The 25839-nt window shown below is 68.3% G+C and carries 24 protein-coding genes and 1 tRNA gene; 9 read left to right on the forward strand and 16 right to left on the reverse strand.

Translation table 11 applies throughout. From position 1 onward, the window contains the following. Positions 1–194 precede the first annotated feature (194 nt). Complete coding sequence (locus H5T77_RS02585; protein WP_292644661.1) at positions 195–1478, forward strand: lytic transglycosylase domain-containing protein; 1284 nt, start codon at positions 195–197, stop codon at positions 1476–1478. 188 nt (positions 1479–1666) lie between these two features. On the opposite strand, the gene H5T77_RS02590 is transcribed toward H5T77_RS02585, so the two are convergent. The 7 genes from H5T77_RS02590 to H5T77_RS02620 form a co-directional block, all read right to left on the reverse strand. Beyond that, on the reverse strand, positions 1667–2386 hold the full coding sequence (locus H5T77_RS02590) for a TetR/AcrR family transcriptional regulator (RefSeq protein ID WP_292644663.1): 720 nt from the start codon (positions 2384–2386) through the stop codon (positions 1667–1669). A 67-nt stretch (positions 2387–2453) separates the two neighbouring features. Further along, entirely contained in the window at positions 2454–3437 is a 984-nt protein-coding gene (gene hemB / locus H5T77_RS02595; RefSeq protein ID WP_292644665.1) for a porphobilinogen synthase, read from the reverse strand. 178 nt (positions 3438–3615) lie between these two features. Further along, complete coding sequence (locus H5T77_RS02600) at positions 3616–5301, reverse strand: bifunctional uroporphyrinogen-III C-methyltransferase/uroporphyrinogen-III synthase (RefSeq protein WP_292644667.1); 1686 nt, start codon at positions 5299–5301, stop codon at positions 3616–3618. After that, on the reverse strand, positions 5298–6308 hold the full coding sequence (gene hemC, locus H5T77_RS02605; RefSeq protein WP_292644669.1) for a hydroxymethylbilane synthase: 1011 nt from the start codon (positions 6306–6308) through the stop codon (positions 5298–5300). Before hemC ends, H5T77_RS02600 begins: the two co-directional genes overlap by 4 nt. Beyond that, entirely contained in the window at positions 6305–7600 is a 1296-nt protein-coding gene (locus tag H5T77_RS02610; protein ID WP_292644670.1) for a glutamyl-tRNA reductase, read from the reverse strand. Before H5T77_RS02610 ends, hemC begins: the two co-directional genes overlap by 4 nt. Then, positions 7597–8331 (reverse strand): redox-sensing transcriptional repressor Rex, encoded by a 735-nt coding sequence (locus H5T77_RS02615; RefSeq protein ID WP_292644671.1) that lies wholly within the window; start codon positions 8329–8331, stop codon positions 7597–7599. The genes H5T77_RS02610 and H5T77_RS02615 overlap by 4 nt, the downstream gene beginning before the upstream one ends. Before the next feature lie 178 nt (positions 8332–8509). After that, entirely contained in the window at positions 8510–8749 is a 240-nt protein-coding gene (locus H5T77_RS02620; RefSeq protein WP_292644672.1) for a glutaredoxin family protein, read from the reverse strand. 57 nt (positions 8750–8806) lie between these two features. On the opposite strand from H5T77_RS02620, the gene H5T77_RS02625 reads away from it, so the two are divergent. The 3 genes from H5T77_RS02625 to H5T77_RS02635 all read left to right on the forward strand — a co-directional run bounded on the left by H5T77_RS02625 (position 8807) and on the right by H5T77_RS02635 (position 11946). After that, positions 8807–9706: an HAD family hydrolase gene (locus H5T77_RS02625; RefSeq protein ID WP_292644673.1), complete on the forward strand. Its 900-nt coding sequence runs from the start codon at positions 8807–8809 to the stop codon at positions 9704–9706. Positions 9707–9830: 124 nt separating this feature from the next. Beyond that, positions 9831–10613 (forward strand): sigma-70 family RNA polymerase sigma factor, encoded by a 783-nt coding sequence (locus H5T77_RS02630; protein ID WP_292644675.1) that lies wholly within the window; start codon positions 9831–9833, stop codon positions 10611–10613. A 142-nt stretch (positions 10614–10755) separates the two neighbouring features. Beyond that, entirely contained in the window at positions 10756–11946 is a 1191-nt protein-coding gene (locus tag H5T77_RS02635; protein WP_292644676.1) for a DUF5667 domain-containing protein, read from the forward strand. Positions 11947–11993: 47 nt separating this feature from the next. Here the strand turns inward: H5T77_RS02635 and H5T77_RS02640 are convergent, their stop codons facing one another. The 5 genes from H5T77_RS02640 to H5T77_RS02660 form a co-directional block, all read right to left on the reverse strand. Further along, a complete protein-coding gene (locus H5T77_RS02640; protein WP_292644677.1) occupies positions 11994–12950 on the reverse strand; it encodes a lysophospholipid acyltransferase family protein in 957 nt (318 codons plus the stop codon). Then, positions 12947–13963 carry an NAD-dependent epimerase/dehydratase family protein gene (locus H5T77_RS02645; RefSeq protein ID WP_292644680.1) on the reverse strand — a complete coding sequence of 339 codons (1017 nt, stop codon included), beginning with the start codon at positions 13961–13963 and terminating at the stop codon, positions 12947–12949. Before H5T77_RS02645 ends, H5T77_RS02640 begins: the two co-directional genes overlap by 4 nt. Before the next feature lie 14 nt (positions 13964–13977). Then, entirely contained in the window at positions 13978–14079 is a 102-nt protein-coding gene (locus H5T77_RS02650; protein WP_008356322.1) for a 30S ribosomal protein bS22, read from the reverse strand. A gap of 186 nt (positions 14080–14265) precedes the next feature. After that, entirely contained in the window at positions 14266–14469 is a 204-nt protein-coding gene (locus tag H5T77_RS02655) for a helix-turn-helix domain-containing protein (protein WP_008356311.1), read from the reverse strand. A gap of 205 nt (positions 14470–14674) precedes the next feature. Continuing rightward, positions 14675–15880, reverse strand: a complete 1206-nt coding sequence (locus H5T77_RS02660; RefSeq protein ID WP_292644686.1) for an acetoin utilization protein AcuC — start codon at positions 15878–15880, stop codon at positions 14675–14677. 185 nt (positions 15881–16065) lie between these two features. Here H5T77_RS02660 and trpS point away from each other — a divergent pair, with 185 nt between their 5' ends. Continuing rightward, positions 16066–17019 carry a tryptophan--tRNA ligase gene (gene trpS, locus H5T77_RS02665; RefSeq protein ID WP_292644689.1) on the forward strand — a complete coding sequence of 318 codons (954 nt, stop codon included), beginning with the start codon at positions 16066–16068 and terminating at the stop codon, positions 17017–17019. A gap of 48 nt (positions 17020–17067) precedes the next feature. Here the strand turns inward: trpS and H5T77_RS02670 are convergent, their stop codons facing one another. After that, on the reverse strand, positions 17068–18519 hold the full coding sequence (locus H5T77_RS02670; RefSeq protein ID WP_292644690.1) for an MFS transporter: 1452 nt from the start codon (positions 18517–18519) through the stop codon (positions 17068–17070). Between the two features lie 232 nt (positions 18520–18751). Here H5T77_RS02670 and H5T77_RS02675 point away from each other — a divergent pair, with 232 nt between their 5' ends. Together H5T77_RS02675 and H5T77_RS02680 are read left to right on the forward strand one after the other, a co-directional pair. After that, positions 18752–19732: a type IV toxin-antitoxin system AbiEi family antitoxin gene (locus H5T77_RS02675; protein ID WP_292644693.1), complete on the forward strand. Its 981-nt coding sequence runs from the start codon at positions 18752–18754 to the stop codon at positions 19730–19732. Next, the gene (locus H5T77_RS02680) at positions 19716–20435 is read left to right on the forward strand and encodes a hypothetical protein (protein WP_292644695.1); all 720 of its coding nucleotides are present in this window, start codon (positions 19716–19718) and stop codon (positions 20433–20435) included. Before H5T77_RS02675 ends, H5T77_RS02680 begins: the two co-directional genes overlap by 17 nt. A gap of 207 nt (positions 20436–20642) precedes the next feature. On the opposite strand, the gene H5T77_RS02685 is transcribed toward H5T77_RS02680, so the two are convergent. Continuing rightward, positions 20643–22100: an alkaline phosphatase PhoX gene (locus H5T77_RS02685; RefSeq protein ID WP_292644697.1), complete on the reverse strand. Its 1458-nt coding sequence runs from the start codon at positions 22098–22100 to the stop codon at positions 20643–20645. A gap of 477 nt (positions 22101–22577) precedes the next feature. Then, positions 22578–23528, reverse strand: a complete 951-nt coding sequence (locus tag H5T77_RS02690) for a 5'-nucleotidase (protein ID WP_292644698.1) — start codon at positions 23526–23528, stop codon at positions 22578–22580. Between the two features lie 164 nt (positions 23529–23692). Here H5T77_RS02690 and H5T77_RS02695 point away from each other — a divergent pair, with 164 nt between their 5' ends. Together H5T77_RS02695 and H5T77_RS02700 are read left to right on the forward strand one after the other, a co-directional pair. After that, positions 23693–25135 (forward strand): glucose/sorbosone family PQQ-dependent dehydrogenase, encoded by a 1443-nt coding sequence (locus H5T77_RS02695; protein ID WP_292644701.1) that lies wholly within the window; start codon positions 23693–23695, stop codon positions 25133–25135. 116 nt (positions 25136–25251) lie between these two features. Next, positions 25252–25324: transfer RNA gene (locus tag H5T77_RS02700), tRNA-Pro, on the forward strand. A gap of 8 nt (positions 25325–25332) precedes the next feature. Here the strand turns inward: H5T77_RS02700 and H5T77_RS02705 are convergent. Further along, positions 25333–25806, reverse strand: coding sequence for a PNPOx family protein (locus H5T77_RS02705; RefSeq protein ID WP_292644704.1), 474 nt, complete (start codon positions 25804–25806; stop codon positions 25333–25335). Positions 25807–25839: the final 33 nt, after the last annotated feature.

The following is a 25839-nucleotide window of genomic DNA, read 5'->3' on the forward strand; positions in this document are numbered from 1 at the left end:
GCTTGGAGCGGACGCCACGGTTCAACGTCATGAACCGCATGCCCCCGCGTCTCATCAGCGTCTCGTTAACTGGAACGCAATGTTCCACTAAAACGTGACGTGCGTAACTTTGACGTGAGACGGTTCGTTTAGAACGTTGCGAATGGGGAGCAAGACCCGGGCCTTTCAGGTCCGGGGATTGAAAGGGAGATTCGATGTCCGCTACGCGCTACAGCCGCCTTCAGAAGGCGACCGCGCTCGTTCCGCTCGCGCTGCTGAGCGCGGCCTGGACGGTCAACGTCACCGGTCTGACGCAGTCGAGTGCCACAGCTTCTGGTCCGGCCAGCTATGACGACGCCTTCAGCCTGCCTGACGGCACCTCGGTTCCGTCCGAGGCGATCGAGGCGCCGGCCAGCGTGTCCGCCTCGACCAACAAGGGCGACAAGTCGCTGCCCGGGACGGCGAGCACAGCCGGCATCCCCTCGGCCGCGCTCGCCGCGTATCAGCGCGCAGCCACGGTCATCAACGCCGCGGACCCGGCCTGCAAGATCGACTGGCCGTTGATCGCCGCGATCGGGCGGGTCGAGTCCAACCACGGGCGCGCCAACGACAACCGTCTCACCGCCGAGGGTGTCTCCACCCCCGGCATCTTCGGGGTGCCACTCAACGGCAAGGGCAACGTCTCCCAGATCACCGACACCGACGGTGGGCAGTACGACGGCGACACCACCTACGACCGTGCGGTCGGCCCGATGCAGTTCATCCCCTCCACCTGGGCGATGGTCGGCGTGGATGCCGACGGCGACGGCAAGCGCAACCCCCAGGACATCAACGACTCCGCGCTCGCCTCTGCCGTCTACCTCTGCTCCGGCAACGACGATCTCTCCACCGACCAGGGCGCGCGGGCAGCGGTCTTCCGCTACAACCACAGCCAGTCGTACGTCACGACGGTGCTCGGTGTCGCCGAGGCCTACCGTTCCGGCGACTTCACCTCGATCCCGAACAGCACGGTCCCGGTCGACTACGCGATCCCGCGGATGGATGCTCCCAAGCCTTCGAAGCAGAAGGACCGCGAGTTCCGGGCCCGCGGCAAGCAGCAGGCCGGGCCGCGCGGCGGCTCCTCACAGGGTCCTTCCAGCCCCTCCACGGAGACACCGGCCGGTCAGACACCGGGCGGCGGTAGCGGCGGCGGCACCGGAGGCGGCACCGGCGGTGACGGCGGCACCGTCGACCCCGCGAAGCCCCTGGCGCCGGTGACCAAGCCGGTCGAGGACCTCACCGCTTCCACCGACGAGCTGCTCAAGATCTGCACCGACGCCTTCGCCAAGAAGTACCCGGGTCTTCTCGGGAAGCTCGGCGGGCCGATCCAGACCTGCGTCAGCCAGCTCGCCGGAAAGACCGTCCCCGAGGCCCTCGGCGCCGTCGGTGGCGTCATCGGCGGCCTCCTCACCGTGATCACCCAGATCCTCGGCAGCCTCGTCGGCATCAAGCCGAACTGATCCTGAACCACGAAGGGCCCCGCCATCTGGCGGGGCCCTTCGCATGTCCGGGGCCGCTCAGCCGACGTGTAACACGCTGTTCGTAGGACTATCCGGTCGTTATAAAAGGCGAGTAGTCCTACGAACGACGTGTTACAGCTGCTCGGCGGCGCGAGACAGCCCCATCGAGCAGCGGGTCGGACGGCCGATCAGGCGGCTGGTTCGTCGCCCGCGTACTCGGTGACGAAGTCGCGGCCGGCCTCGCGGACCGCGGCCAGGGCGGACACGTCGGTCAGCAGAGAGTTGAGGTGGTAGTCGGCGACCGACTCCGCGATGGCGTGGCTGCTGGTCGTCGGCTTCTCGTCCTCACGGCGGCCGTGCCACAGCCGGTGCTGGGCGCCCTCGTTGAGCGAGAGCAGCATCAGCGCGGTCGCTGCGGGGTCGGTCCGGCGCAGCTCACCACTGTCGACGCCGAGCTCGAGGAGCCGGGCCGCCGCGGCGCACAGCTTGTCGCCGTCCTCCTCGAAACCCTCGAAGACAGCGGGCTGCGCCAGGGCGGCGATCTCCAGCTCGTAGAAGTCGAGCGGGGCGGTGCACAGCTGGCGGACATCGGTGTAGAGGAACGCGTAGAGCCTGGGCGCGACCGGGCCGTCCTCCTCGAGAAGCTTCTCCGCGAGCGTGAGCGACTCGCGGTTCTTCTCCATCAAGGCGGAGAGGATCCCCTCCTTGGACTTGTAGTAGTAGTACATCGAGGACTGCCGCAGCCCTACGCTCTCCGCGATCTGGCTGATCGTCGTCGCCGCGACCCCTTGGGCAGTGAAAAGCCGGGACGCCTCTTTGAGGATCTCTTCCCGGGGATTCGCCGAATCACGCCCGCTGTTGCGCGGCCGTCCGGTGCGCTTCGGGCTGCCCAACTCTCGATTGGTCACGATCTCGAGTCTACTCTCAGGAGGTGTTCCACGTCACAGAGCTGCTCGGGCTGATCGGGCGAAGAAATCAGCCTCGCAACCAGCCGGCTGCCTCGGTGGCCCAGTAGGTCAGGATGGCGTCCGCGCCCGCCCTCTTGAAGGCGGTGAGTGTCTCCAGGATCGCCGGTTCGCGGTCGATCCAGCCGTTCGCAGCAGCAGCCTCCAACATCGCGTACTCCCCCGAGATGTTGTACGCCGCCACGGGAACATCGACAGACTCACGCACTCGCTGGAGCACGTCGAGATACGGAAGTCCGGGCTTGACCATCACGATATCGGCGCCCTCGGCCACGTCAAGGAGCGCCTCGCGGACGCCCTCGAGCGCATTGGCCGGATCCTGCTGATAGGTGCGCCGGTCGCCCTTGAGCGCGGAGTCGACCGCCTCTCGGAACGGGCCGTAGAAGGCCGAGGCGTACTTCGCCGAGTAGGCGAGGATCGAGACGTCGGTGTAGCCGGCGCCGTCGAGAGCAGCACGGGTCACCGCGACCTGACCGTCCATCATCCCGGACGGCCCGACCATGTGGACGCCGGCCTCGGCGTGGGCGATCGCCATCTGGGCGTAGAGCTCCAGGGTGGCGTCGTTGTCGACGGAGCCGTCCTCGGCCAGCACGCCACAGTGGCCGTGGTCGGTGAACTCGTCCAGGCACAGGTCGCTCATCACCGTGAGCGCGTCGCCGACCTCGGAGACCACGTCGGCGATCGCCACGTTGAGGATGCCGTCCGGGTCCAGCGCGCCCGAGCCCACGGCGTCCTTCGTCTCCGGGACACCGAAGAGCATGATTCCGCCGATACCGGCGGAGGCGGCCTCGGCCGCGGCCTTCCGCAGCGACTCCCGGCTGTGCTGGACGACCCCGGGCATGGTCGAGATCGGGACGGGCTCGTCGATCCCCTCGCGCACGAACGCGGGCAGGATCAGGTTGGCCGGGCGTACGGCCGTCTCAGCGACCATCCGGCGCATGATCGGCGTGCGGCGCAGCCGACGGGGACGGATCACGGGCTTCTCGATGTTCATCAGATCTCCAGAGTACGCCGCTGGTCGAGCCCACCGCTGGTCGAGCCGCCGGAGCCGCTAGGCGAAGGCGTGTCGAGACCAACACATTCCCCTACGCGCTTAGGGACTGTGTTGGTCTCGACACCGCTCGCTGGCGCTCGCGGGCTCGACCAACGGGTGCTGATCGACCAGCGTGGTGTCAGCTCGTGCGCGAACGACGGCGCGAGGCGGGACGCCGGTCGGACGGCTTGGTGACCGGGAGGCCCTGCTCGACCAGCGCGGCGCGACGCGCTGCGCCGAAGTCGGCGAGCGCCTCGGTGAGCGCCTCGATCGACGGCTCGGGCGACATCACGTCGACCCGCAGGCCGTGCTCCTCGGCGGTCTTGGCGGTGGCCGGACCGATCGCCGCGATCACCGTGGAGGTGTGCGGCTTGCCCGCGATGCCGACCAGGTTGCGGACCGTGGACGAGGAGGTGAAGACCACCGCGTCGAACTTGCCCGTCTTGATCGCGTCGCGGGTCGGCGCGGGCGGCGGGGCCGCCCGGACCGTGCGGTAGGCGGTCACGTCGTCGCACTCCCAGCCGAGGTCGACCAGGCCGGCGATGAGGTTCTCGGTGGCGATGTCGGCACGCGGGAGGAAGACCCGGTTGATCGGGTCGAGGTCCGCGTCGTACTCCGGCCACACCTCGAGCAGACCGGCGGCCGACTGGTTGTCGGTGTTCGGCACCAGGTCGGGGCGCAGACCCCAGGCCTCGAGCGCCTGCCCGGTCTTCTCGCCGACCGCGGCGATCTTGAGACCGGAGAAGGCACGGCAGTCCAGGCCGTACTCGTCGAACTTCTCGCGCACTGCGCGCACCGCGTTGATCGAGGTGAAGGCGATCCAGTTGTAGCGGCCCTCGACCAGACCGCGTACGGCCTTGTCCATCTGCTGCGGGTTGCGCGGCGGCTCCACGGAGATCGTCGGGACCTCCTCGGGCACGGCGCCATAGCCCTTCAGCTTCAGCGACAGCGCCGGCGCCTGCTCCTTGGTGCGCGGCACGAGGACGCGCCACCCGAAGAGCGGCTTCGTCTCGAACCACGAGAGCGTCTCACGCAGATTGACCACCTTGCCGATCACCACGATCGCCGGCGGCGCCATCCGTGCGGCACGAGCGTCGACGGCGATGTTCTCCAGGGTCGACTCTATCGTCGACTGCTCGGTCGTGGTGCCGACGCGGGTGATCGCGACTGGCGTCTTGGCCGAGCGGCCCGACGCGACGAGCTCCTTGGCGATGTCGCCGATCATGCCGACACCGGAGAGGAGCACGAGCGTGCGGTTGTCCGCGTACTGGCTCCAGTCGATCTTCTCGTTGCAGGTCACGACGGCGACCTCGTGGTGGTCCTTGGTCGTCAGCGGGATGCCGGCGTAGGCGGGGACCGCCGACACCGACGAGACGCCAGGGACGATCTCGAAGCCGATGCCCGCCTTGGCGCAGGACTGCGCCTCCTCGGGGCCCGAGGCGTAGAGGAAGGGGTCGCCGGTCATCAGGCGCACGACGCGCTTGCCCAGCTTGGCCTGCTTGACGACGGCCTTGGCACGGGCGGCGTTGGCCAGGGGCTGGCCGTCCACGCCGAACCCGCCGTCGATGAACTCGGGTCCGACCGGTTCTGGGCTCTCCTCACCCTCGGCCGGCTCGACCGGCTCGGGGATGCCGAGTACGCCGCGCACCAGTGATGCGTGCTCGGGGGCCTCGGTCACGACGACATCGGCCTGCTTCAACAGGTCGATCGCCCGTACCGTCAGCAGCTCAGGGTCACCGGGACCGCTGCCGACGAAGGACACCCAGCCCAGTGGGGTGGTCGAGCTGTGCTCGGCCGTCTGCTCGGTGGTCTTTGCTCGGGTCATGCGTTGCGCACCTTGTCCTGCTCGGGAGCGGTCTGGGGGGAACCGCCCGTGTCCATGACAGCCTGGCCTGGGTCCGCGGGATCGTCGGTCAGGTCTGCTGCACCCTCGGCGAGCATCTCCTCGGCGAGCCGGCGCCCGACGCCTGCGGCGTCGTCGACCGGACCGGATGCGGAGAGTCGAACCGAGAGCGAGCCGTCGAGTGAGAGCGCGACTGCCCGCACCCACAGCTCTGGTCCTTCCTCACCCTCAACCACGTCGGCGAGGGTCCCGATGGGCGCAGCACAGCCACCTTCGAGGGTGGCGAGCACCGCGCGTTCCGCCTCGACGGCCGCTCGGGTGGGCGAGTCGTCGAGTGAGGTCAGAATCTTGCGTACGTCGGCGTCGGCGTCACCTGCACGGCACTCGATCGCCAGAGCCCCCTGACCGGGAGCGGGCAGCACCTGGATCGGGTCGAGGACCTCGGTGACCTCGTCGAGCCGGCCGATACGGGCCAGGCCGGCGCGCGCGAGGACGACCGCGTCGAACTCGCCCGAGCGGACCTTGCCGATGCGGGTGTCCACGTTGCCGCGGATGCCGGCCAGCTCCAGGCCGAGGCCGAGGGCCTTGATCTGGGCGACCCGCCGGGGCGAACCGGTGCCGACCCGCGAGCCCGGCGGGAGCTCACCGAGGGTCAGGCCGTCGCGGGCGACGATCACGTCGCGCGGGTCCTCGCGCGACGGGACCGCGACCAGCTCGATGCCCTCTTCGGGGTAGGTCGGCAGATCCTTGAGCGAGTGGACCGCGAGGTCGATCTCCTTGGCGTGGAGCGCGTCGCGCAGCGCGCTGACGAAGACGCCGGTCGAGCTCGCGCTCGTCAGCGGGGTGTTCGCCGCCTGGGTGCGGTCGCCGTCGGAGACGATCTCGACCAGCTCGACGGTGTGGCCCTGGGCGCGGAGCATCTCCGCGACGAGGGTCGACTGGGTGACGGCGAGCCGGGAACGGCGGGTGCCGAGACGAAGGGTTCTCATGAGGGGTCTCCTGGGACGTCGGCCCGGGTCACCGCGGAGACGGCCTCGGGGTCGAGCGCGAAGAGCTCGGCGAGCGCCGCGGCGTAGGACACCACGCCGGACTCGTTGGCGAGCTCCTTGACCCGGACGGTCGGCTCGTGGAGGAGCTTGTCGGCCACGCGGCGTACGGTCCGGAGGACCTCGGCACGAGTCGCCTCGTCGAGGTCGGGCAGCTTGTTGTCGAGACGTTCCATCTCGGTGTCGACGACGCCGGTGGCCATGCTTCGCAGGGCGACCACCGTCGGCGTGACCGCCGACTGGCGCCGAGCGCTCAGGAAGGCCGCGACCTCCTGGGTGACGATGTCGCGGACCGCGAGCACCTCCTTGCCGGCGGGCGAGGCGTGCAGCTCGTCGGCGAGGGCGGCCAGGTCGATCAGGGTCACGCCCGGGAGCGAGCCCGCGCCGGGGTCGATGTCGTGGGGCAGCGCCAGGTCGATCAGCGCGACTGGGTGGCTGCTGCGGTCACCGACCATGTCGGCCGGCACGAGCAGCCCGTTGGCGCCCGCACAGGTGATGACGATGTCGGCGGCCGCGATCTCGTCGGCCAGCTCCTCGAGGGAGGCCGAGCGCGCGGCGTACTCGCTGGCGAGGCGCTCGGCGTTGGCCGTGGTGCGGTTGACCACGACCACGTCGGCCGCCTCCATCCGCGACACCGTCGCGGTGGCCAGCCCGGCCATCGCACCGGCTCCGACGACGGCGACCCGCTTTCCGCGTACGTCGCCCACGGCTCGTGCGGCACGGCCCAGCGATGCGGTGACCAGTGACGGTGCGGCCCGATCGATGTCGGTCTCCGCACGCGAGCGCTTGCCGACCCGCAACGCCTGCTGGAACAGGCTGTTGAGCGCCGGTCCGACGGTGCCCATCTCCTGGCCGAGCTGCAGGGCGGCACGTGCCTGGCCGAGGATCTGCCCCTCGCCCACGGCCATCGAGTCGAGCCCGGCGGCCACCTTGAACAGGTGGGAGACGGCACCGTCGTCGTAGTGGACGTAGAGGTGCGGCAGCATCGTCTCGAGCGTCTGGCCGGCGCCCTCGATGATGCGCCGCGAGAGCTCCTCGACGGAGCCGTGGAACCGCTCGACCTCGGTGTAGATCTCGAGACGGTTGCAGGTCGCGATCACCGCTGCCTCGCTGACGTGTTCACAACCAGCCACGTCAGTGAGGAGCTTCTGCAGCCCTTCGGTGTCCACCGAGGCCGCCTCGAGCATCGAGACCGGCGCAGAGTTGTGCGAGATTCCGACTACAAGAACGCTCATGCCGTGATCCCTTCCCCGGAACCATTGTCCACCGTCGCGGCTGCCTCGGCAGACTCCGCAGCCTTGCGCGACTCGTGATAGGCGAGGATCTGCAGCTCGATGGAGAGGTCGACCTTGCGTACGTCGACACCCGGCGGCACGCTCAGCACGGCGGGCGCGAAGTTGAGGATGCTGGTGATGCCGGCCGCGACGATCGCGTCGGCGACGTCCTGGGCGGCGGTCGCCGGCACCGAGATGACCCCGATCGAGACCTGCTCGGCCGCGACGATCCGGGCCAGGTCTGCGAACGGACGGACCTCGAGCCCGGCGACCTCCTGGCCCTGCATCTGCGTGGCCGCGTCCAAGAGCGCGACGGTGCGGAAGCCACGGCTGCTGAAGCCGGAGAAGTTGGCCAGCGCCTGGCCGAGGTTTCCGATACCGACGATGATGACCGGCCAGTCGTGGGTCACGCCGATCTCGCGGGCGATCTGGTAGCTCAGGTAGTCGACGTCGTAGCCGACCCCACGAGTGCCGTAGGAGCCCAGGTAGGAGAGGTCCTTGCGCAGCTTGGCGGAGTTGACGCCGGCGGCCGTCGCGAGCTCCTCGGAGGAGCAGGAGGCGATGCTGCGCTCGGCGAGCGAGGTCAGGGCCCGGAGGTAGACCGGGAGCCGGGCGACAGTCGCCTCGGGGATGTCCCGGTGGGGGTCGTGAGCACCGCTGCCCTCGCCCGTGTTCGTGCTCCGTGCCGTCACGCTCTGCTCTTTCAATGCCGGCGCCACAGGCGGGGGCTTTTTAGCCCGGGATCGCCGTGCGGCTCCGCCACCATACGGAGTTTGTGACCGCGAGAACAAACTCGCAGGCCGTTGGCTAGCACACGTGCTTGGGGAGTTGGCAGAGGGGGGTTGTTCGGGGTAATGGGCCGATCGACAGTTATTCTGGTGAGCGCGCCAGCGCTGACCTCAGCCGCTCCTCGGAGACACGCCAGAAGTCGTGCTGCCTCCCATCGACGTACGTCACCGGGACCTCGTTCGTGAAGCGCTCGCGCAGCTCCTCGTCGGTGTCGATGTCGACCTCGGTGTAGCCGTCGCCGACCACCCGCTCGACCACGAGCCGAGCCTCGTCGCACAGATGGCAGCCCTGACGGGAGTAGAAGGTCACACGCGGTTCCACCCGACCATCTTGGCACCTGACCCCCATTGAGGTGCCATGACCATTACTGTTGGCGAAATGAGCAGCGCCAGCGACCGCCGCCGCGCCGAGCTGCGGCGAAAAGACCTCAAACGCCGCTCGGCTCTCGCCGGCGAGGCCTCGGCCGCAGCCGCGGAGATCGAGGCCTGGCTCTATCCGACGGGTGGAGACCCGTCGGCGGCAGCGTTCTTCGACGTGGACAACACGATCATGCAGGGCGCGACCATCTTCCATCTGGCCCGTGGCATGCATCGGCGCAAGTTCTTCCGTACGCGGGACATCGCCTCGGCTGCGTACAAGCAGGCGTACTTCCGCGTGGCCGGGGTCGAGGATCCCGCTCACATGGAGTCGGCGCGCTCCTCTGCCCTGTCGTTCATCCGCGGCCACCGCGCCGACGAGGTCGAGAGCCTGATGGAGGAGATCTTCGACGAGGGCATGGCCCACCGGATCTGGCCCGGCACCAGGGCTCTCGCGCAGACCCACATCGACCAGGGCCAGCGCGTGTGGCTGGTGACCGCGGCACCTGTCGAGGCGGCTCGGGTCATCGCCCGCCGGCTCGGGCTGACCGGCGCGCTCGGGACGGTGGCAGCCACCGAGGACGGCGTCTACACCGGCGCGCTCGTCGGCGAGATGCTCCACGGGCCGGCCAAGGCCGAGGCCGTCAAGGCGATCGCCGCCCGGGAGAGCCTCGACCTGTCGCGCTGTGCGGCCTACTCGGACTCCTACAACGACCTGCCCATGCTCTCCTTGGTCGGGCATCCGTGTGCGATCAACCCGGACACGCGCCTGCGCGCCCACGCGCGCGCGAAGGGCTGGCCGATCCGCGATTACCGCACCGGTCGCAAGGCCGCTCGGGCCGGCGTGATGACGGCTGCGCTGGGCGGCGCGGCCACCGGGGCGATCGCGGTGGCGATCGCTCTGAGGGGCAAACGGCAGTGATCCACCCGGTCGTTAACGAAATTGCCACCACACGCCGACAGAAGTTCGGCTCTGGACCTGACATCCGGAGCCGCTAACCCGTAAGGTGGCTCTCGCTCAGGGGGAGTCTTCGGGAGGGACCCACATGTCGCGCCGCACCAATGACGTCCGTCGTCGCTTGGATGCGCTGCGCGCTGCGGTCGAGCTCTTGATGAACGAGGGCTATGAACCGGCCTACGCCGGGGTCGCCGGTGCCACGGGCCCGTTCTCCGAGCCCGAGCCGCACGGCTCAGGTGGCACGCAGGAGATCAAGCCCCAATCCGACAACGAGCCCGACGACGACACCGAGCTCGCCACGTCCTCGGAGGAGAGCGAGGCCGACCGCACCCGCCTGATCGCGCTGGTCGAGCTGGCTCGCAAGGGCGACAAGGATGCCTTCGGCCTCCTCTACGACCACTACCACGGCGCGGTCTACCGGTTCCTCTTCTACCGGACCCGCTCGACCCAGGTCGCCGAGGACCTCACCTCGGAGACGTTCTTCCGGGCGCTGCGCTCGATGACCGGCTTCCGCTGGCAGGGCAAGGACTTCGGCGCCTGGCTGATGACCATCGCCCGCAACCTGGCCACCGACCACTTCAAGGCGGGGCGTACGCGCCTGGAGATGACCACCGAGGACATGGGTCTGCACGACTCCTCGGCCGATGGCCCGGAGAAGATCGTGATGGCGGGCGTCACCAACGAGATGCTGCTCGGCGCCCTCTCCAAGCTTCCCGACGAACAACGCGACTGCATCATCATGCGTTTCCTCCAGGGGCTGTCCATCGCCGAGACAGCCGCTATCCTCGGACGCAGCGACGGAGCCGTGAAACAGCTCCAGCTGCGCGGGATCCGCAACCTCGCCAAGCAGATGCCTGACGGGATCCGCTGATGACTGTGTTCCGCACCACCTTGAATGCTCGACCGGTTGCCGTAACCCGCGGCCGGGGCGACTCGTTGTCTGACATGGCTGCACCTTGCGCGCAGCTGTTTCGACGAATCCCTCACTGCCGATACCGAGTAGGAACCCTTCGATGAGCCCGGCATTCCCGGCGCGAAAGCGTGCCGACGAGTTCGACCGAATGGTCGCGGCCTGTGCCGCGACGGATCGGCGTGCCTCGCAGTCTGCCGATGAGCTTCGCGATCTGGCAGTCTTCGCTTCGTCGCTCTCGACTCTCAGCGACTCGACTGTGCCCAGTCGCGACTTCTCCGTCTCGCTGCGAGAGCGCCTGATGGAGGCCGCCGACACCGAGCTCGTGCCGGCGCCGCGGACCGAGAAGACCGTCGAGCGCAAGCTCACCGTCAGCCCGGTGAGGCCCCGCCGCCAGCGCAAGCTGGCCGTCGCCTTCGCCGCGATGGCGATCGTCGGTGGCACCGCAGGCGCCGCAGCCGCGTCCCAGACCGCCCTTCCGGGCGACTCGCTCTACCCGGTGAAGCGCGCCGTTGAGAACGTCTCGGCCGGCTTCACCGTCAGCACCCAGGCCCGTGGCATCCGGATCCTCGAGGACGCCGGCACCCGCCTTCGTGAGGCCGAGTCGTTGGTCGCCGACGCACCGATGACCGACACCGAGCAGGTGACCTCGACGCTCGAGACTTTCTCGCGCCAGGCCGCCCGCGGCTCCGACCTGCTGATCAGCGACTTCGAGCAGTCCCAGGACAACGAATCGCTCGCCCAGCTGCGTACGTTCGCAGCCGATGGCGTCGAGAAGCTTGCCGCCCTGGGTCCGAACGTTCCGGAGCGGGCAGAGCCCGCGGTCTCCGACGCCGCCCAGACGCTCGTGCTGATCGACCAGGCCGCAGCGCAGCTCTGCCCCACCTGTGGTGGCGGCATCACCGAGCTCCCGGCGACGCTGGTCTCCAGTCTCACCTCCGACATCGACGGCCTGCTTCCGGCCGACACCGTCGTCGAGGCCGAGGCGCTGCCGCCGCTCACCCAGGACAAGAACGCCCTCGACCTTCCCTCCATCGACCCCGACAAGATCGGTCCCGGATCGGTGACCGACCCTAAGGGTGAGAAGAAGGACCCGGAGCAACCCTCCGAGGCCCCCGACGACGCCGGCAGCATCCTGCCGACCCCGAACCCCTCCGAGGACGGTCCCATCGAGGACCCGACGCCTCAGCCCGACACCGGCACCGTGACGGGCCCCGTCACCGGCCTGGTCACCGGCGTCACCGGACTGGTGGGCGACGTTCTCGCCGGCGCCACCGGTCTGCTCCTCCCCTGACCAACCGCCCGCCGAGAGGTCAGTTTCTGACGTTTCGGCGAGTTGGGTCAGCCGAAGACGGAAGCCCGCTCGCCCAGGAGGCGGTAGAGGGTCTGCTGGATAGTCTCGCGCGCTTGGTCGGTGACGTTGAAGACCAGCATCGGGTCGTCGGCCTCTGCCGCGTCGTAGGCATCGGTGCGGATCGGCTCGCCGAACTCGATGAGCCACTTCGACGGGAGCGGGATGAGACCGAGCGGCCCGAGAAGCGGGAAGAAGGGCGTGATCGGCAGGTAGGGGACGCCGAGGACCTTGGCTAGGGCCGGGATGTTGCCGACCAGCGGGTAGATCTCCTCGGCACCGACGACGGAGAGCGGCACGATCGGGACGCCGGTGCGCAGCGCGGAGGAGACGAACCCGCCACGCCCGAAGCGCTGTAGCTTGTAGCGCTCGCTGTAAGGCTTGCCGATGCCCTTGAAGCCCTCGGGCCATACGCCGACGAGCTCGCCGCCGCGCAGCATGCGCTCGGCGTCCTCGCTGCAGGCCAGGGTCGCCCCCGCCTTGCGGGCGATGTTGCCGATGATCGGCATCCGGAAGACCAGATCGGCTCCGAGCGGGCGCAGGTCACGGCCGAGCTCGTCATTGATCGAGACCATCGTCATCAGGCCATCCATCGGGATCGTGCCCGAGTGGTTGGAGACGATCAGCGCGCCACCGTCGGTCGGGATGTTCTCGATCCCGCGCACCTCGACCCGGAACCACTTCTCCTTGATCGGGCGCAGCACGGCAAGCATGAAGCGTTGAGTGAGCTCACGGTCGAACCCGTATTCGTCGACCGAGTACTGGCCCGAGATCCGGCGCCGCAGGAACACGATGAACCGAGCGAGCTGCGCTTCCCACTCGGGGCCGAAGACCTCTTTGGCGGCGCTCTCCAGGGCCGCGGCCCAGTCGGACGCCGGGATCGCCCGCAGCGGGTGGCGATCGCGTGTCGTGGTGCCGGTGAAACCTTGGGCGGCGGACTCGGTCACCGAGGCACTCCTGTCAGTCGGCTCTCCAACGAAGCGAGGGCACGGTCGGTACGACTGACGGTCGGCCTCACGCTGTCGGCGAAGTCCCGGACCGTGTCCGCGGTGGTGAACCGCGGTTCGAAGCCCAACAGGGAGCGCATCCTCGTCGTGTCGACGCCTCGGCCATAGGTCAGCAGCGCTCTCAGCTCGGCGGGGTACTCACCACCACCGAACCTCGTCATGCCGAAGACCGGCTCAGGGATCGGCACGGTCATCCGTTGCAGCCGCCTGGCGACCTGAGAATGGGTCAGCACGCCGTCGCCGGCGACGTTGAACGTCCCTGGGACTCCGGTGCGTACGGCATGCTCGAGGACGCCGTAGAGATCCTGCTCGTGCAGGAACTGCAGGCGCGGGTCGTAGCCGAGCACGTTGGGCACGACGGCGCGCCGGAAGTGGGACGCGATCGGGCTGTGCACGTTCGGCCCGAGGAGGTTGGCACAACGCAGCACCGTGACGGCCACGTCCGGGCGTCGACGGGCGAAGCCGCGTACGTAGGACTCGATGTCGGCCACGTCGCGGGCATAGCCGGAGGACGGGGTGCGCCGCGGCTCCATCGACTCGGTGAACATCGCCGGGTCGCGGCTGCTCGCACCGTAGACCTGCGTCGTCGACTTGACCACGACCTGGCGCAGGGACGGCGCGGTCTGGCAGGCCGCGAGGAGCTGCATCGTCCCGATGACGTTGAGCTCCTTCATCGTCGAACGACCCCCGGTGGTGCCGGGGGTCGCGATGACGCTGAGGTGGACGACGGTGTCGACCTCCTCCTTGGCGATCACCTTGGCGATCACCGGGTTGCGGATGTCGGCGCGGACGAATCCGACCTTGCCGATGTCCCCGCGAGGCGGGGCGACATCGACGCCGATCACTCGCTCGACGTTGGGGTGGCGGGCGGCAGCGCGCGCAAAGCGGCGACCGAGGTCACGCGAGACCCCGGTGACCAGAAGGACCCGGCCGGGTCCGGTGCGTTCCGCCACCTACGCCACGTACGTCACTTGCCGAGCTTGCGGCGCTGGACGCGAGTCTTCTTGAGCAGCTTGCGGTGCTTCTTCTTCGCCATGCGCTTGCGACGCTTCTTGATGACAGAACCCACGGGGAACCCTTCACGATCGTTGCAGAGATTGCCGGCCCGGTGCCGACGCGGCCACTCGCCGCAGCGAGCGGCAAACAGACCTAGGGGGTAAGACTAACGAAGCCAGGGCGCCCAGAGAGAATCGGTGACCTGATGGGACGGGGTGTTGCCCCCGCGCCCATCATGCCTGGGCGCGGGGTCCGACAACTAGCCCGCGTTGTAGAACGAGCTCTTGAGGTACTCGTTCGCGTCGTCCTCCCGAACCCGGAAGGAGCGACCGACGCGCACCGCAGGCAGCTCGCCCGAGTGAACCAACCGGTAGACCGTCATCTTGGAGACGCGCATCATCGACGCAACCTCGGCAACGGTCAGGAACTTGCTGTCAGAGATGTCTCCAGAAGGAGTAACCATCTGCTTCCACCGTTCTCTCTCGAGTGACCGCGACGCCAGAGGCTTCCCCACCTCTGGTCCAAAAACGCGATCCCAAAGTGAGAATAGAGCCTGATGTGACTCGTGGGGAAGAGGACACCCCTATCAATCTCACATACTACCGGCGTGTCGAGTTGCTTTTGGGCGCGACGAGCCGACCGTTTCTAGGCCGTCTAGAAACGGGGGACTAAGGCATCGGGTCGAGCCCGTGCAGCGGGAACACCGCTGTGCGAGTCGCGTGGACCTGCCGGTCCAGCCACGTGCCGGGGTCGTATCCGCTCCCCCAGTCGCGGTAGGCCGGCTCACGCCCGTCCGTCATGCGCAACGGTGCGACCCTCCCGAGGCGCGTCCGCACGTGCTCGCGCCAGCCACCTGGCACGTCGAGCGTCGGCTCCAAGGGATTACCAGACACTAGCGCAAGAAGATGCGTCCACGCGCGGGGCACGACGTCGACCACCGCATAACCGCCGCCGCCGAACGCGACCCACTTGCCAGCAGACACCTCGTGGGCGAGGTCGTGAAGGGCGACGTACGTCGCACGCTGCCCGTCCACGCTGAGGGCCAGGTCGGCGAGGGGGTCGTCGGTGTGCGAGTCGCAGCCCTGCTGGGTCACCAGGATCTCCGGCTGGAACTCGCGGATCAGGTCGGGCACGACGGCGTGGAAAGCCCGCAGCCAGCCGTGGTCAGCGGTGCCGGGCGGGAGCGCGACGTTGACGGCGCTGCCCTCGGCGCCCGGCCCGCCGACCTCCTCGGCGAAGCCGGTGCCGGGGAAGAGCAGCTGGCCGGTCTCGTGGAGGGAGATCGTCAGGACGCGCGGGTCGTTCCAGAAGGCCCGCTCGACGCCGTCGCCGTGGTGCACGTCCACGTCTACGTAGGCGACCTTCTTCACGCCTTGGTCGAGGAGCCACTGGATGCCGGCGGCGACGTCGTTGTAGATGCAGAATCCGGCGGCGCGGCCGCGCATCGCATGGTGCAGGCCACCCATGAGGTTGGCACTGTGCAGGCTCTCTCCGGAGTAGACCTGACGACAGGCCTCGATGCTCGCGCCGACGATGTGGGCGCTGGCGTCGTGGATGTGCGGGAAGACCGGGTCGTCCTCCGTGCCGAGACCGTGAGCGATATCCGCGTCACCGCTGCGGCCCGCCTTGATCACCGCCTCGATGTAGCTCTCGTCGTGGATGGTGAGCAGCTGCTCCGGAGTGCCCATCGGCGCCTCGACGACCTTCAGACGGTCGAGGATGCCGAGCTCGTCGGCCAGTCGCATCGTCAGGTCGACCCGGATCGGCGCCATCGGGTGGGTCGGGCCGAAGTCGTAGTCGGCCAGGCTGTCATCGAAGACGACCGTCGAGTGGCCCTGGCAGGTGTTCGGCCATGTGGTCGGCGAAGTCGTCATGGGCCACACGGTATCCGTGGGATGTGCGACACTGGAGGGGTGTTCAGCATTCGTTCAGCTCAGTGGTGGTCCGCCTCCTAGGCGGTCCACCCGATTGTTGAGCACTCACATCAGGCCGCCCGCGGGCGGCCTTTCTGATTGTGATCGTCGCTGACCCGTGGGCCTCACCACCCGAAAGGTCCACCATGACCAGGCGACTCTCCCTCATCACTCCCTCCGGCCGGCTCACGCTCGGCAACCATCTCGGCGCGCTGCGGCCGATGGCGGCCTCGGCCGACTCGGACGCCTTCTACGGGCTCTCCGACCTGCACGCACTGACGCTGCCGCACGAACCGTCGGTGCTGCGTACGCGGACGGAGGAGATGGCCCTCCTCCTGATGGCATCAGGGCTCGAACCGGCCGCGTTGTTCATCCAGTCCCACGTCCCGGCACACCGGTCGCTCAGCTATCTGCTGGAGTGCGTCGCGCACACCGGTGAGCTGGGACGGATGATCCAGTTCAAGGAGAAGTCGCGCCGAGTCGGAGCATCGGTGCGCGCCTCGCTGTTCACCTATCCGGTGCTGATGGCGGCCGACATCCTGCTCTACGGCGCGACCGAGGTGCCGGTCGGTGACGACCAGCGCCAGCACGTCGAGCTCGCCCGCGACATCGCGGTGCGGTTCAACACGACGTACGGCCGGGTCTTCTCGGTCCCTCAGGCGGTGCATCCGGAGGCCGGGGCCCGCGTCATGGACCTGGCCGATCCCACTCGCAAGATGTCGAAGTCGGCCGGGGACGCGCATCCCGGCTCGATCTTCCTGCTCGACGAGCCCGATGTCGTACGCCGCAAGGTGGCCCGTGCGGTCACCGACTCGGCCGGGGACGTCTCCCGGGACGAGGAGCGGCCGGGGGTCACCAACCTGATCGACATCCTCGAGGCCTGCGGCGGGTCAGCTGCGGGGTTGTCGACCTATGGCGACCTGAAGGCCGCGGTCACCGACGCGGTCGTCGCCGAGCTCGAGCCGATCCAGAAGCGCTACCGCGAGCTCGCCGCCGACCGGACGTACGTGACCGAGGTGTACGCCGCCGGAGCAGCCAGGTGCCGAGAGGTGACCGCCCCGGTCCTGGCCGCCGCGGAGGCGGCGATCGGCCTGGCCTGAGGACAGCTGCGCCCGCTGTAACACGCTGTTACAGCGGCGGGGGGCGGCTCAGATGCGCACCTCGGCCAGCTCACCGACCCGCGCACGCTGCGGGCGCAGATAGACGGTGAAGGTGACCAACGCGCAGACGGCATAGAAGACCGTGAAGACGATGAACGCCGACTTGGTGGCGTCGAGGGGGTTGGAGACCCAGGGACTGTTGAAGGCGATCGGGATGAGGAACCCGCCGATCGCGCCGACCGCGCCGATGATCCCGACCGCGGCCGACGACTTCTTGGTGGCGCCGACCAGCGCGGCCTCGCGCTCGGCGGTGCCGGGCGTGGTGGCCAGCTCGGCCTCGCGGCGGAAGATCGACGGGATCATCTTGTAGGTCGACCCGTTGCCGATGCCGGTGGCGGCAAAGACCAGCATGAAGAAGCCCAGGAAGGCCGGGAACCACGACTGGTTGTCGAACGCGATCGCGGGAGTGGCGTCCGGGTTCGGGGTGAGCTGCATCAGGGTCCACAGCACCGCGAGGGTGAACACGACCATCCCGATGAACGCACCGAGCGTGACCTTCGCGCCGCCCCAGCGGTCGGCCAGCCAGCCACCCAGCGGCCGGGTCGCGGAGCCGATCAGCGCACCGAGGAAGGCGAAGTAGGCGAAGTAGATACCGGTGCCCAGCGGCGCGGGCTCGGGCACCCAGAAGTTGAGCTTGATCAGCAGCGGCATCGCGGCGGAGTAGCCGATGAAGGACCCGAAGGTGCCGATGTAGAGGAACGCCATGATCCAGGTCTGCTTCGACTTCACGACCGAGAGCTGCTCCTTCGGGGAGGACTTGGCGTCAGTGATGTTGTCCATGAAGAAGTACGCCGCGATCACACCCAGGATGGCCAGGCCGGCGTAGACGAGGGCGGCCCGCTCGAGGTGGATGCCACCCTCGGAGGCCTTCACCAGCCCGAAGATTCCGGCACCGCCGACGATCACCGGCAGCAGGAACTGGATGAGCGCGACGCCGACGTTGCCGCCGGCTGCGTTGAGCCCGAGCGCCGCGCCCTTCTTGGCGGAGGGGTAGAAGAAGTTGATGTTCGCCATCGAGGAGGCGAAGTTTCCGCCGCCGAGGCCCGCGGTGGCAGCGATCACGCAGAAGACCCAGTAGGGCGTGGACGGCTGGGTGACGGCGTACGCGAAGCCGAGGGTCGGCACCAGCAGCAGGCCGGCCGAGATCATCGTCCAGTTGCGCCCGCCGAACTTCGGCACCGCAAGGGTGTAGGGCACCCGCAGCAGCGAGCCGACCAGGTTCGGGATTGCGATCAGGAAGAAGAGCTGGCCCGGGGTGAAGTCGAATCCCTGGGCGACCAAAAAGGCCGAGGACACCGACCAGATCAGCCAGACCGAGAATCCGAGGTGCTCGGAGAAGATCGACCAGATCAGGTTGCGGCGGGCGGTCTTCGCCCCGGTCTCCTCCCAGAAGGTGGCGTCCTCCGGACGCCAGTCGTCGATCCAGTGGCGGCGGCTCATGGCGGGCTCCTCAGGTGCGGCAGTCAGCGAGATACCGACCACGATCGCCAGCCCAGGTTTCAACGGCCGCCGATCCTCGCGTGCGAGCCCGTCAACTTCCGCTCACGGCCTCACAGGGCTCACGACCTCACCGCCACCACCGAAAACGGCGTTACCCAACCAGGCTATGGTGTTCAGTATTTCTTGTCGTTCAACTATCCTGAACAAGGAGAAATACTGAACGGACGTAACGATGACCCTCGACCCTGACACTGCGGTGAAACGCCTGAGCGAGCTCGGCCTGGCCCTCGAGCTGGAGTCGCCCGCGGACCACAACGGTTACGTCTTCTGCAGGGCCACACTGAGCCGCGGCAGAACGACCACATCGTACGCATTCATGGGCGCCCGGAGAGTCCGGCTGGCCGACGCTCGAGGCGCGCTGGTCCTCGCCGGCGGCCTACCGCTGCTCGTCTGGGCTCACCACGTCCCACCCAAGACCGCGGACGCCCTTGGTCGTGCCGGCATCCAGTACGCAGATGGGGCAGGCAATGCCCATATCGAGTTCGGCGATGTCTTGGTGGATGTCCGCGGACGCAGACCGAGGGGTCCCGCACCACAGTCGCCGACGACCACGGGCACCAACCTGTTCAGCACCAGCCGTTCTCAGGTTGTCTTCGCACTACTCGCCTGGCCGGCGCTCTGGCGCGCCTCCCAACGCGAGATCGCCCAAGCCTCAGGCGTATCGGTGGGACTGGTGAACGACACGCTGCGGCTGCTCCGCGCGTCGGGCTACGATCTGCCGGTATCCGGGACCCGGAACGGCGACCTCCTCGACCACTGGGCAGCAGCGTTCCCCGGCGGGCTCGCACCTCGGCTTCGACTTGCCGACTTCCATGGAGACATCGACGTCGAGAAGCTCCGCGGCACGTCGATCCACATCAGCGGCGAGAGCGCCGTACGCGACTCGATCCGTCCTGCGACGCTGACCCTCTACGTCGACGAGCTCGCGCAGCCCGACGGACCAAGCCTGCCGATCTTGAACCGCTGGCGCACCGACGGCACCATGAACGTCTTCGTACGAAGGAAGTTCTGGCGCGATCCTGACGGTGAAGACGAACACCCAGCGGGGTCGCCTCGACTCAGTCCATGGCCACTTGTCTACGCCGACCTTCTGGCGACCGGAGATCCGCGCCTAGGCGCCATCGCCCGTGATCTGCGTGACCATGCAGCTTGATCTCGCCCGCGTACCGGCTGGAACGCTCGACCCGCTAAGAGCCGTCGTCGATGCAGCCCTGAGTGCCGCTACGAACCTCCGTCCTGACGACGTCATGCTCGTCGGCGCCCACGCCCGCGATCTATGGCACGTCTCGCTCGGGCATGAGACCAACACAAGACCCACCCATGACATCGATCTCGCGGTTGCCTTGGCCTCCTGGGACTCGTACAGGGATCTCACCAGCGCTTTCGCACCGACCGGCAGCAACCAGATCCGGTACCGCATCGCAGGTATCGACGTTGACCTCCTCGCATTCGGCGGGGTCGAGCAACCTGCCGGCGTCGTCACCCCACCACCTCGCAAGGAAGCCGTCAGCGTGTGGGCTTTCGATGAGATCTACGACGCCGCGGTGCCGCTCGACTTGGGGCTCACCGAACCCATCCGTCTGCCTTCCCCGTCCGGGTACGCGGCGGCCAAGCTCGCCGCCTGGCTTGATCGTTCCGCCTACGGCGAGTTCAAGGACGCCCAAGACATCGGCGTCGTGCTGTCCTGGTACTTCGACTCCTCAAAGGTGAGCGATTCCCTCTACCAAAGCGAAGAGGGCAACAGTGTCTTGGCCGCCGAAGAGTACGACTCGGACCTTGCCGCCGCACATTGGCTCGGTCGTGACGTCGCGCTCCTCATCGGCGCCGTGCGGGCCACCGAACTCCTCGAACGGTGACCCGGCGACAAGGCGAACCTGAGCGCGTATCTCGGCCTCGCCTTCGCTCCATCCTCTTCACCTGAACATCGACGGCGGCTGGAGCACGTCGCGGCCCTCTCGAGAGGGATCGAGCACACACTGAGCTGAGTCGAGGGCGGCTCCGGCTGCCCGAAGCACGCGGCGGGCGGCTCGAGCCGGCCGCCGCGTACTTCTTCCTGATCCGCCTCAGCCGAGGTAGCGCTCCCACGGGCCGGTGATGGCCAGGGTGTAGCCAGGGTCCTGCATGTTGACGAAGAGGACCTTGCCGTCGGGCGAGAAGCAGGGGCCGCAGAACTCGGAGTCGTTGAGGTCGTTGCGGGCGATGGCGTAGGCCGGACCGCCCGGGAACGCGCCGAGCACGTGCGAGGCGCCGCTGCCGTCCTCGGCGAGGACCAGCGAGCCCCACGGCGTGACGGTGACGTTGTCGGGGCCGTCGAAGGTGAGGTCACTGAATCGAGGGGCCGGGGCGTCGTCCTCGGACTGGGTCTGGTGAGGGAAGTACGTCACCAGCTGGATCGTCTCGGCCTTGTAGTCGTAGAACCAGACCATGCCGTCGTGCGGCGACGCATCGGCCGGCATGTCGCCGTCCTCCCACGCGTAGGAGTTGACCACGTAGACACCCTCGTCGGTGCCCCACACACCCTCGAACTTGCGGCCCCGGGTGACCTCGCCGTCGGCGAACTGCTCGCGGCACGGAGTCTGCTGGGCGTCGCGCTCGGGGACGGTCTTCCACTTCACTGGGAAGGGCTGGCCCATCTGCGCGGAGGTCAGGTAGGCAACGTCCGGCAGCACCGAGCCGTCGGGGAGGATGATCTGCATCGCGGCGAGCGTGCCGGCGTCGTCAGCCAGCTCGGTGAGTACGCCCGGGCCGAGCTTCACGCCCGCCGGAGCGGTCCAGCGGTAGAAGAGCCCGTTCGGCTCGTCGGCGTCCTCGGACAGGTAGACCCGGGTCAGGGTCTTGTCGATCGCGAGCGCCTCGTGGTCGTAGCGGCCGAACGCCTTGATCGGGCGCGGGTCGGCGGAGCCGTCGGCCCAGACCTCGAAGACGTAGCCGTGGTCCTTCTCGTAGACGCCCTTGGTCCCGTCCTCGCCCTCCCACTCCTCGCCGGCGTCGTTGACCGTCTCCTCGCACGTCAGCCAGGTCCCCCACGGCGTCGGGCCGCCGGCGCAGTTGGTGGAGGTGCCGGAGATCGCGACGAACTCACCGAAGTTGGCGCCGCCCGCGTCGGTGGTGATCACGGTGCAGCCACCCGACGGTGCGCCCGGGTCATAGACCGTCCCCTCGACCAGGGGCACCGGGATCCCCTCGCCGGGCTCGATCTCGTGGTTCTGGATCAGCGTGTAGCGCCCGCGCCTGCCTCCGAGCACCATCATCCCGTCGTGGTTGGACGGTGTCTTCTCCCCCGTCGTCAGGGTGGTCTCCCCGGCCGAGGTGACGATGGCGTACGCGAACCCCTCGGCCAGCGCGAGGATCCCCTTGGGGTCGTCCACGAGCGGCGGGAACGGCTCGCGGGCGCGCTTGCGACCGAGGGTGCCGGGCTTGGCGGGCTTCACCTCGGCCAGAGCGGGAACGGCACCGGCGACGGCCAGGCCGACCCCGGCCGCGGCTCCTCCGGTGAGCAGGGAGCGTCGAGTTGCGGACATGGGTGGTACTCCTCGGAGCTTGGTAGGGGATCCCGAGACAGGTTTCAGCCCTCTACCCAAGCCAGTCCGCAATACCTGCACGCCTGCACGTGGTGAACCTCAGGCGACAGCGGCGTGAAACGTACGCCGGTGGCTCAGGTCGCAGCCGTCGGTCGGACGCTGCACGCGACGAGGACGAGAATCCCCACCGTGGCGGCGCCGAACATGCCGGCCAAGCCGGCACCCCGGGTGGAGCCGGAGCCCCCGCCTTCCCACGCGAACCCACACCTGCAGCACATCAGTTGCCGGCGGCCCCCCGCCGCACGCGAGAGAACCCGGATCTCCTCGTCTTCGGTGCACATGGCACACATAGCCGAAGCCATCGAGTGAACTCCTCGCACTTCTAGATGAACAGAATCTGTACAACGCCGTCCAGAATGACACAGGCACAGGCCCGTCCCCCAGTTGAGCACGACCTGTGTCTGAACTGTGAAGATGCTATTGACCAGCAGAAACATCGTCCGTGTTGGCGACGCCGTAGGGGATGTGCACCCCGGCGATCGACCCGACCGCGGGGTCCAGGTGGGTCGTCTGGTCGTCGAAGAAGATCAGCGGGCGCAGCACCTCGAGCACACGCACTTTCTCCACCCCACCCAGGAAGAAGGCCTCGTTGACGTAGACGTCCCAGGACTGCAGCGACCGGATCGCCCGCTCGTGAGCCGGGGCGCCGCGGGCGGTGACCAGCGCGATCCGCAGCCGCGGCTCGTAGTCCGGATCCTCCAGGCGGCGCTGCTCCTCGATCTGCTGGATCCGGTTGAGATCACGCAGCAGTGGCTGCAGCGGTCCGGGCTCGAGCGGCTCGGCCTTGCGGCTCGTCTCGTGGGCCCGGTACCTCTCCATCCCCTCCTCGCGGTAGACCCGCTCGGAGCGGTCGTCGGCGAGCACACCGTCGAAGTCGAAGGCGACGACGACGGAACGGTCGGTCTCGTCGTACGTCGCGGCCGACGGCAGCACCTGACCGGCCGGGAAGCCCTCCTGGATCGCGGCGATCACATCCGACTGGTTGCCGCTGAGGAACAGCGACATGTCGAGCGCGCCGATGTAACGGTGGGGAGAGCGCCCCTGGGTGAAGATCGCGCGGGTCATCGGCAGGTCGTGGTGCTCGATCGAGCGCATCACCCGCAGCCCGGTGTTGGGGTCGTTGCGGGAGACCACGATCACCTCGACGAGACCGTCGTCGGCGTCGGCGGCCAGGTCGTTGAGGCTCAGCAGTCGCTTGATGAACGGAAACGCGACACCGGGCCGAAGCGGCTCATCGATGCGTTCGTCCTGGTAGCGGCGGTAGGCCTCCTCGCCGTGCTCGCGGAAGTACGCATCCGACTCGGTCAGGTCGAAGAGCGCGCTCGACGCGATCCCGACGACCAACCGGTCTCTCAGCTCATATCCCACGCTCGGCAACCTACCGCTCTTCGCCGGAACGGGGTCGTTGCCAGATCAACTCGCTTCCGCCATAGTTCCGGCCAGCGTCCTCGTGGCACCGGCCACATCTCGGGGAGGACGCTGCTGCATTTTCCTTCGATCCCCCTCATTTCTCTGGAGGAGAAGTAAGTCTCATGAGCATCAAACGAAGCCTGGGTCTCGCCGCCGGATCCGCTGCTCTGGCAGCGCTGACCGCCACCACCGTCCCGGCGATCCCGGCGGCCGCGAGCGGGCCCGAGCCCGCACTGGGCGCACCGAACGTGGTCGCCGACGGTCTCGCCAACCCCTACTCGCTCGCCTGGGGAGCCCACGACAGGCTGTGGCTCACCGAGAAGAGCGGCAAGTCCGTCCTCAGCGTGGACCCCGCGACCGGCGCGAAGAGCACGCTTCTGGACCTCTCGGCCCAGGCCGTCTCCAGCGGCCAGGACGGGGTGCTGGGACTTGCCGTGGAGCCGTCGGTCGTCCACAAGGGCAGAGGTTCTGCGTACGTCTCGTTCAGCTATGACTCCGGCAAGGCCGAGGAGTCCACGGGCGAGACCCGCCGCACCAAGATCGTGCGCTACAGCTACGACGACGCCAGGAAGAAGCTGGTCAACCCGACCACGATCATCGCCGGGCTGCCGGGCAGCATCGACCACCAGGGTGGCCGGCTGCTGATCGGACCCGACGGGAAGCTCTACTACGCGATCGGCGACCAGGGCACCAACCAGTACTCCCTGGCCTGCCGCCAGAACCAGGCCCAGACCCTCCCGACCGCGGCCGAGGTCGCGGCGAAGGACTGGTTCGCCTACCAGGGCAAGACGCTGCGGCTGAACCGCGACGGCTCCATCCCGACCGACAACCCGACGATCGACGGCGTACGCAGCCACATCTGGACCTACGGACACCGCAACCCGCAGGGCTTCGCCTTCACCCCCTCCGGCCAGCTCCTCGAGGCCGAGCACGGCCCGAAGACCGACGACGAGCTCAACCTGCTCCGCCCCGGCGGCAACTACGGCTGGCCGAACGTCGCCGGCTACCAGGACGACGACTCCGCCTACGTCTACGGCGACTGGAGCGCCTCCTCCCCGACGCCGTGCGCGGAGCTGACGCACTCCGACTTCGAGATCCACGAGGACGTCCCGACGTCGAAGGAGTCGGAGTTCACGGCGCGCTCCCACGAGCCGCTGGACACCTTCGGCACCTCGGTCACCTGGGACCACGACTTCACCGGCGCCCCGTGCGACGAGTCCGGTCTCTACTACATCTGCTACCCGACCATCGCCCCGTCCAGCCTGACCTACTACAAGCCGGCCGTCGGCCGGGCGATGCCGGGCTGGGAGAACTCGGTGATCATGACCAGCCTCAAGGACGGCACGATCTACCGCCTGGCACTCAACTCGATCGAGACCGACGTGGTCGCGGTCGAGCCGCTCCACACCGACCAGGACCGGTTCCGCGACACGATCGTCAGCCCTGACGGCAAGACGATCTACGCGATCACCGACACCGCGGGCCTCGTCCGCGGCGAGGGTGACGCCCCGACCACCGACCTCACCCACCCGGGCTCGCTGCTCGCGTTCCCGGTCAGCAACTGACGTAGGTCCCCGCTCTCCGGACCCCGGGTGTGCGCCGATAAATGGTGTGCGCCCGGGGTCCGGGCATGTCTACGGTTGATGTCATGCAGCAGCGACCGCGCCCGTGAACGCACGCACGGGTTGTGGGGAAGCGGCTATCCCTCCTGGGTTGGGTCCAGGCGATCGCGGGTTCGAGTCCCGCCAACCCGACGGTGACGTCAGTCCGCGTTGGTGACGCGGAGGAACTCCTGGACGTCGAAGACGGCACGGAAGAGGCCGGCCCCCTTGGGGAGCATGGGTGCGACCTCGGCGTAGGGGACGATCCGCGGGTCGGTGACGCGGTGGTCGACACCGTCGTAGACGATCGTGGCCGAGTTGGCGGCCAGGACGTTCTGGGCCCAGTCGACCTTCGAGGTGTAGGGAAGATTGATGACGAAGCCGTCGGGGGTCGGGAACGGCGTGACCGGGGTGGCGTACTCCCGACCGCTCGTGCGACCGACGTGGAGGACGACGCCGTTGGTGGCGCCTTCGCCGCCGGCGGTCTTCAGCGCCTCGGAGGCGAACCGCTTGGAGAAAGCACGGATGCGGTCCTGCAGCCACGGCGACTTGTTGCGCATGCCGATCACGAAGGCGGCACCCGCACCAGCCGCACCGACGGCCAGAAGGCCCGGGATCACTCGACTCAATCGCATGCCGCAAACCTACCTGGCGCCCCAGCGCTGGCC

Origin of the sequence: Nocardioides sp. (assembly GCF_014360585.1) — a bacterium.
In the GTDB taxonomy this organism is placed as follows: Bacteria; Actinomycetota; Actinomycetes; order Propionibacteriales; family Nocardioidaceae; genus Nocardioides.